Genomic DNA, 806 nt, shown 5'->3' with positions numbered 1-806 from the left:
CAGTGCGCCGGGCAGCTGCAACCGGTGCTCAACCTGATGCGCGACCGGCTGCTGGAAAGCCCGGTGATCCACTGCGACGAGACGCGGGTGCAGGTGCTCAAGGAGCCGGACCGGGCCCCCTCCAGCCAGTCCTGGATGTGGGTGCAGACCGGCGGCCCGCCGGAGCAGCCGGTCGTCCTCTTCGACTACAGCCCCAGCCGGGCGCAGGAGGTGCCCTTGCGCCTGCTCGCCGGCTACCGTGGCTACCTGATGACCGACGACTACGCCGGCTACAACGCCCTGGCCGCGCAACCGGGCATCGAGCGCCTGGGCTGCTGGGCCCATGCCCGGCGCAAGTTCGTCGAGGCGCAGCAGGTGCAGCCCAAAGGCAAGACCGGGCGCGCCGACCAGGCTTTGGCCTGGATCAACCGGCTCTACGCCATCGAGCGCGAACTCCGGGAGGCCGATGATGAGCAGCGCCGCCGGGGTCGCCAGCAACACAGCCTGCCGGTCCTCGCCCAGCTCAAGACCTGGCTGGACAAGACCCTGCCGCAGGTCACGGCGCAGAATGCGCTGGGCAAGGCGGTGAACTACCTGGCCAGCAACTGGAGCAGGCTGGCGCGTTATGTCGAGGCCGGCCACCTGCCGATCGACAACAACCGTGCCGAGCGGGCTGTTCGCCCGTTCGTCATCGGGCGCAAGAACTGGCTGTTCAGTGACACGCCCAAAGGCGCGACGGCCAGCGCGCAGCTCTACAGCCTGGTGGAAACCGCCAGGGCCAACGGGCAGGAGCCCTACGCCTGGCTGCGCCACGTCCTCGAACGCCT

The 806-nt window shown here is 69.5% G+C and carries 1 protein-coding gene; it reads left to right on the top strand.

All coding sequences use genetic code 11. The annotated features are described in order from the left end of the window. The coding region (gene tnpC, locus ACYVD0_RS14070; RefSeq protein WP_460427380.1) for an IS66 family transposase at positions 1-806 on the top strand (806 nt) is incomplete at both ends.

This window comes from Azotobacter armeniacus (assembly GCF_054779355.1).
The sequence above is the reverse complement of the archived record's forward strand: the minus strand, read 5'-3'. Positions and strand labels throughout refer to the sequence as shown.